Raw genomic sequence first — 6,149 nt, forward strand, 5'->3', positions numbered from 1 at the left:
ACCAAGGCCAATTCGATCGAAGGCGGGACGAGCGAAGTCATGCTCAACGTCATCGCCAAGCGTATCCTCGACCTGCCTGGAGCCTGATCCATGCCTCTCTATCACAACGACGATCAGGCGATGCTCAAGGACAGCGTCGCGCCCTTCGTGGCCGAACAGGCCCCCGTCTCGCACCTCCGCAAGCTTCGCGACACCGCCGACGCCACCGGCTTCTCGCGCGACCTCTGGGCGCAGTTCACCGAAATGGGGCTGCCGGGGATGCTGGTGCCGGAGGCGCACGGCGGGCTCGGCATGGGGCATATGGAAGCGGGCATCGTGCTCGAGGAAATCGGCCGCAACCTGACCCCGTCGCCCTTCCTCTCGACCGGCGTCGGCGCAGTCGCCGCGCTCGCGAAAGCGGGCGGAACGCAGGCGGGCCGCTGGCTCCCCGCAATTGCCAGCGGCGAGGCGATCGTCGCGCTCGCGATCGACGAAGGCGCCAAGCACCGCCCCGACCGCATCGCGACCAGCGCGACGCGCGCGGGCAACGGCTTCCGCCTCGACGGCAAGAAGAGCTTCGTCCTTCACGGTCATGTCGCCGACATGAGCATCGTTGCGGCGAAGACCGACGGCGGCATCACTTTGTTCGCGGTGCCCAAGGATGCGAAAGGCGTCACTGCTGACCCGCGCCGTCTCGTCGACTCTTCGCTTGCGAGCCATGTCACCCTCGATGGCGTCGAACTTGATGCCGACGCCGTGATCGGCGAGGTCGATGCCGGCGGCGAAATCCTCGACGCGCTGCTCGCCGCCACCCGCACCGGCGCCGCCGCCGAAATGGTCGGTGTCGGGCAGGGCGCGATGGACATGACCGTCAATTACCTCAAGGAACGCAAGCAGTTCGGCAAGCTGATCGGCGAGTTCCAGGGGCTCCAGCACCGCGCTGCGCATCTCTATGGGGAGATGGAAGTCGCGCGCGCCACGGTGATGAAGGCGCAGCAGCTTCTGGATGAAGGCAGCGAGGGTGCGAAGCTGATGGTCTCGGTCGCCAAGGCCAAGGCCGGCCGCGCCGCCAACCTCGCGGTGCGCGAGGGCGTGCAGATGCATGGCGGCATCGGCATGACCGACGAATATGATATCGGCCTCTACATGAAGCGCGACCGCGCGCTCGCCGAATATATGGGCGATGTGCATTACCACATCGATCAGGTTGCCCGCATGAACGGCTATTGAGCCGGGGAGAAAGACAATGAACCTTCAGGACATGTTTGGCTTGGGCGACCGCATCGCGCTCGTCACCGGCGGCTCGCGCGGCATCGGCAAGATGATCGTCGAGGGCTATCTCGCCGCGGGCGCCGCGCGCGTCTACATCTCGGCGCGCAAGACCGCGCAGATCGAGGAAGCCGTCGCCGATTTCGAGACGCGCTATCCGGGCAAGGTGATCGGTTTGCCCGTCGACCTCTCGACCGTCGAAGGCTGCCGCGCGCTCGCCAAGGAGCTCGAAGCGCGCGAAGAGCGCCTCGACATCCTCGTCAACAACGCCGGCGCGGCGTGGGGCGAACCGTTCGAGGGCTTCCCCGAGGCGGGCTGGGACAAGGTGATGGACATCAACGTCAAGTCGCCCTTCTTCCTGACGCAGGCGCTCCACGGGCTGCTCAAGGCCGGCGGCAGCGCCGCGCGCCCGGCGAAGGTGATCAACATCGGCTCGATCGACGGTCAGCGGCTGAACCCGTGGGAAACCTACAGCTATCACGCGTCGAAGGCGGCGATCCTCTACCTCACCAAGCGGCTCGCCGCGCGACTGGTCACCGACAACATCATCGTCACCGCGATCGCGCCCGGCGCCTTCCAGTCGGACATGAACAAGGCCGCGCGCGACCATGGCGATGCGGTGGCAAAGAGCATCCCGGTCAAGCGCATCGGTGTGCCCGAGGATATGGCGGGCGCCGCGATCTTCCTCGCGTCGAAGGCGGGCGACTATGTCGTCGGCGACACGATCACCGTCGACGGCGGGCTCGTGCATGGCGATTTGAAGACCAGCATCGACGCCTGACAATTGACTTCGCATCTCCTTGGTGTATTATTAAACTAATGCACCAAGGAGATTGTTCATGCGTCTCGCGTTCCTGATTCCCCCGATGATGCTCCTCGCCGCCTGCGGCTCGGAGGAGAAGAAGTCTGCCGAGGGCACCCAGGTCTCGATCAACGCCGGCGACGAGCATGGCGGGGTCCAGATCAGGACCGGCAAGGATGGCGGCAACATCAAGATCGGCGGCGGCGGCGCGGGTATCGACATCGATATCCCCGATTTTGTCGACCTCGATATCGAGAGCGACTTCGACATCGACGGGGTGAAACTCTACCCCGGCAGCAAGGTCACCAAGGTAGACGTCGACGCGAACGACAGGAATGGCGCCGACAAGGCGACCGTGAAACTCGGCTTCACCTCACCCGCCGCGCCGACGAAGGCGGCCGACTGGATGGCGAGCGAATTCGCCAAAAAAGGCGTCAAGGTCACGCGCAGCGGCGACACGCTCGCGGGCAAGGACAAGGACGGCTCGGACTTCCGCATTAACTTCGCTCCCGATGGCGCGAACGCCAAGGGCGAGGTCGTGATTACGAAGAGTTGACGCGCCTACCCGCTATTCCGTAGCGCCGTCGCGATCGCGTTGATCGTCAGCTGGATACCCTCGGCAATCCGCGGGTCGGTCTCGCCCGCGCGGTGGCGCTTCATCAGCTCGATCTGCAGCAGGTTGAGTGGCTCGATATAGGGCAGGCGCAGCCGGATCGACGCCTCGAGCGCCGGATTCTTCTCGAGCAGCCGTGTCTGCCCGGTGATGCCCAGCAAGCCGTCATGCGCGCGGTTCCACCCGTCGCGGATACGGCCAAAGATGGCATCATGCCCGTCGATGCCCGCAGCCAGTTCGGCATAGCGCGCCGCGATCCCCATGTCGGATTTCGCGAGCACCATCTCCATGTTGCCGAGCAGCGCCGCGAAAAAGGGCCAGCCCGCCGCCATGTCGGCGAGCAGCGCTTTGTCCTCGAACGCCGCGAAACCCTCGCCGGTGCCGTACCAGCCCGGAAGCATCGCGCGCGACTGCGCCCAGCTGAACACCCACGGGATCGCGCGCAGATCCTCGATCGCGCTCGATTTGGTGCGGCTCGACGGACGCGACCCGATCTTCAGCGTCGCGATCTCGGCGATCGGCGTCATCGAGCGGAAGAAATCCTTGAACGCCGGCGTGTCGTAAACGAGCCCGCGATAGGCGGCGAAGGCGCCGTCCGAAAGCTGGTCCATCGCCGCGGTAAAGCGCGCCGCATCCTTGTCGCTGAGCGCCTCTGGCTCGAGGCTCGCGAGCAGGCTCGCTGACACCATCGCCTCGAGGTTCGTCGCCGCGCTCGCCGCGGTGCCATATTTGGCGGCGATCACCTCGCCCTGCTCGGTGATGCGGATGCGCCCCTGCACCGTACCCGCGGGCTGCGCGCGGATCGCGGCAAAGGCGCTGCCGCCGCCGCGCCCGACCGCGCCACCGCGGCCGTGGAACAATTGCATCGCGGTGTCGGCCTCCTCGAACACCGGGGTCAGCGCCTGCGACGCCTGATGCAATCCCCACGTCGAGGTCAGGTAACCGCCGTCCTTGTTCGAATCCGAATAGCCGATCATCACTTCCTGATGCCCGCGCTGCCCGATTTGCGGGCCGATTTCGGGCATCGCGAAATAGCGTGTCATGATCGCGGGCGCGCGGTCGAGATCGGCGATCGTTTCGAACAGGGGCACGACCATCAGATTCGATTTGCCGGCGTCGCCGCCGCTCCGCCACAGCCCCGCCTCGCGCGCGAGGACATGGACTTCGAGCAGGTCGGACAGCTCCTGCGCCATGCTGATGATCCACTGGCAGATTGCATCATTGCCCAGCCGCGCACGCACGTCGGCGGCGGCATGGACGATGGCGAGTTCGCCCGCGGTCTCGTCGCTCCACTGGTGCCACGGCGCGGCGAGCGGCCGGTCGCTCGCGAGCTCGGCGGTGAGCAAAGCGACGCGTTCCTCTTCGCCCAGCGCCAGATAATCGGCGCACACGCCCGATACCGACAGCAGCTCGGCGAGCACGCGCTCGTGCACCGCGCTGTTCTGCCGCATGTCCAGCGTCGCGAGGTGGAAACCGAACACCTCGACCGCGCGGATCAGCCGGCCCAAGGCGCCGATGCCGCCGAACTGGCCCTGGCTGTTCGCGGACAGCCCGTTGGCGATGGTGACGAGGTCGCGGCGGAAATCCGCGGGCGTCGCATAGGGTTCGCCGCTCAGCGCCGACGGCCGCGGCGGCGCGCGCCCGACGATCTCCGAGAACGTCGCGCAAAGCCGCGCGTAAATTCCCGACAGCGCGCGGCGATAGGGCTCGTCGCGGCGGCTCGGCGCCGCGTCGCCGCTCGCTTCGGCCAGCGCTTCGACCGCATCGGGGACGGCGGCGAGGCTCGCCGACACCGACAGCTCGGCGCCGAGCCCGTGGACCGCGTCGATATAATGGCCGAGCACCGCCGCGGCATTGCGGCCCGTCGCCATGTGCATCGTATCGGCGGTGACGAAAGGGTTGCCGTCGCGGTCGCCGCCGATCCAGCTGCCGACGCGCAGGAAGCTCGCGGGGCGCTGTCCCAGCTCGGCTTCCCAGCGCGCATAAAGCTTCGGCACGACGGGCAGAAAGACGTCGCGCAAATAGGTGAGCGCATTGTCGATCTCGTCGGCGACGAACAACTTCTCGGTGCGCAGCGGGCGCGTCTGCCAGAGCAGGACGATCTGCCGCCGGATCGCATCCTCGACGACATCGCCCTCGGGCGTCTCGTCCACCCCGGCATCGCGCAGCAGCATGAGCTCGGCGATGCGATTCTTGTGGTCGAGCACCGACTTGCGCCGCACCTCGGTCGGGTGCGCCGTCAGCACGGGGGCTACCAAGGCGGCGCTCAGCAGCGCCGCGATCGCATCGCCATCGATCCCGTCGCCCTTCAGCTTTTCGATCGCCGCCGCCACCGTCGCCTCGGGCTCCGCCGCGACCCCCTGCCGGTCCTCGGCGAGGTTCGCGAGCATCGAAAACAGCATGAAGCCGCGCACGAAGGCGATCGTATCGTCGAGACTCAGCGCATCGAGCCCCGGATCGATCGCCTCGGCCCCCGCGATGCCGCGGTGCCGGTCGACGCTCGACGAGCGGATATATTCGGTCTGGCGGAACAATTTGTCGCCGCCATAGGCGCGGATGACGTCGCCGAGGATCCGCCCCAAATAGCGGATGTCGGGATTTTGCGAGATCTGGATAGGCGGGCCCATGCGCCGGATTGCTGCACCTGCGAAGGCGCAGCGTCAAGCGGCGCATAGCTATGCGCGCGTCATATCAGTGCGTCTTGACGAGGATCAGCATTCCCAGATCGATCGCGCGGCGGCCGTCGAACGCAACAGAGTTGCGCGTGTCGGTGATGAACATCAGCCTGCCCGACGCATCGGTGATGCGCGCCGACACGGCATAGCTGTGGCGCGGATCGAGCTGGCGCTGGTCGACGGTCAGTGTGAAGGCGAAGGGGACCTGCCGCCCGTCGGCGGTGAACGACTGCTGCGCGACCGTCTTCGACGGCGCGTCCATCAGGCTGACGTCGGCTAGCGTGATCTCGACCTGCGCCGTCGGGGGCAATGCCATGCGCTCGCGATAGGTGATGCTGCCGGTGACCGACACCGGCTGTTCGGCGGGCGGGATTGTCGCGCAGGCGGCGAGCAGCGGCGTGGCGACCACGCCGACGGCGAGCATGCGGGTGAGGCGAACCATGCTGTTTCTCCTTTTCGATGGCTGGCGGTTGCCTGGTCCCCTCGAGGTGAACCCACGCTGTCCCGTCCGTCCACGCGCCCGTCAGCCTTCGAGTTCAACATCCCAATAGAGCCAGTCGATCCAGCTCGTATGCAGATAGTTCGGCGGGAATGCCCGGCCATTGTCCTGGAGCTGCCAGCTCGTCGGGCGCCACGGCTGGCGATAAAGCGGCATATGCGCCTGTTGCGGCGTCCGGCCCCCCTTTTTTAGGTTGCACGGCGCGCAGGCTGTCGCGACATTTTCCCACGTCGTGCGCCCGCCAAGCCGGCGCGGGACGACATGATCGAAGGTCAGATCCTTGCCCGACCCGCAATATTGGCACGCGAAACG

General features: G+C 66.6%; 6 protein-coding genes. 3 read left to right on the forward strand and 3 right to left on the reverse strand.

All coding sequences use genetic code 11. From position 1 onward, the window contains the following. Positions 1-90: 90 nt before the first annotated feature. The 3 genes from JHC57_RS20425 to JHC57_RS20435 are packed head-to-tail and all read left to right on the forward strand — an operon-like array spanning position 91 to position 2,606. Positions 91-1,209 (forward strand): acyl-CoA dehydrogenase family protein, encoded by a 1,119-nt coding sequence (locus JHC57_RS20425; RefSeq protein ID WP_294032428.1) that lies wholly within the window; start codon positions 91-93, stop codon positions 1,207-1,209. A 16-nt stretch (positions 1,210-1,225) separates the two neighbouring features. Next, positions 1,226-2,029, forward strand: a complete 804-nt coding sequence (locus JHC57_RS20430; RefSeq protein ID WP_294032429.1) for an SDR family oxidoreductase — start codon at positions 1,226-1,228, stop codon at positions 2,027-2,029. Positions 2,030-2,087: 58 nt separating this feature from the next. Then, a complete protein-coding gene (locus tag JHC57_RS20435; RefSeq protein ID WP_294032430.1) occupies positions 2,088-2,606 on the forward strand; it encodes a hypothetical protein in 519 nt (172 codons plus the stop codon). 5 nt (positions 2,607-2,611) lie between these two features. On the opposite strand, the gene ppc is transcribed toward JHC57_RS20435, so the two are convergent. From ppc to JHC57_RS20450, 3 genes are all read right to left on the reverse strand, one after another. Next, complete coding sequence (gene ppc / locus JHC57_RS20440; RefSeq protein WP_294032431.1) at positions 2,612-5,290, reverse strand: phosphoenolpyruvate carboxylase; 2,679 nt, start codon at positions 5,288-5,290, stop codon at positions 2,612-2,614. Between the two features lie 64 nt (positions 5,291-5,354). Beyond that, complete coding sequence (locus tag JHC57_RS20445) at positions 5,355-5,780, reverse strand: YbaY family lipoprotein (RefSeq protein WP_294032432.1); 426 nt, start codon at positions 5,778-5,780, stop codon at positions 5,355-5,357. Between the two features lie 81 nt (positions 5,781-5,861). Continuing rightward, on the reverse strand, positions 5,862-6,149 hold a 288-nt coding region (locus JHC57_RS20450), incomplete at its 5' end, for an HNH endonuclease (RefSeq protein WP_294032433.1).

The sequence above is a fragment of the Sphingopyxis sp. genome (assembly GCF_016463645.1).
Lineage (GTDB): Bacteria > Pseudomonadota > Alphaproteobacteria > Sphingomonadales > Sphingomonadaceae > Sphingopyxis.

Coding starts and splice junctions, on each gene's coding strand:
- JHC57_RS20425 (WP_294032428.1), top strand. CDS start 91: ATGCCTCTCTATCACAACGACGATCAGGCGATGCTCAAGGACAGCGTC.
- JHC57_RS20430 (WP_294032429.1), top strand. CDS start 1,226: ATGAACCTTCAGGACATGTTTGGCTTGGGCGACCGCATCGCGCTCGTC.
- JHC57_RS20435 (WP_294032430.1), top strand. CDS start 2,088: ATGCGTCTCGCGTTCCTGATTCCCCCGATGATGCTCCTCGCCGCCTGC.
- ppc (WP_294032431.1), bottom strand. CDS start 5,290: ATGGGCCCGCCTATCCAGATCTCGCAAAATCCCGACATCCGCTATTTG.
- JHC57_RS20445 (WP_294032432.1), bottom strand. CDS start 5,780: ATGGTTCGCCTCACCCGCATGCTCGCCGTCGGCGTGGTCGCCACGCCG.